General features: G+C 55.6%; 1 pseudogene. It reads left to right on the plus strand.

From position 1 onward, the window contains the following. Window positions 1–261, plus strand: a pseudogene (locus CHH48_RS19235) (collagen-like protein); the annotation flags it as partial.

Raw genomic sequence — 261 nt, forward strand, 5'->3', positions numbered from 1 at the left:
GGATCAACGGGACTCACAGGAGCGACGGGAGAAACAGGATCAACGGGACTCACCGGGGTGACAGGAGAGACTGGCTCACCAGGAGTTACCGGAGAAACAGGATCAACGGGCATCACTGGAGTGACAGGAGAAACAGGGTCAACGGGCATCACCGGAGTTACCGGAGAAACAGGGATAACTGGGCTCACCGGAGTTACCGGGGAAACAGGAACAACGGGGCTCACAGGATTTACCGGAGAAACAGGATCAACTGGTATTACT

The organism is Terribacillus saccharophilus, assembly GCF_002272075.1.
GTDB classification, from domain to species: domain Bacteria; phylum Bacillota; class Bacilli; order Bacillales; family Amphibacillaceae; genus Terribacillus; species Terribacillus saccharophilus_A.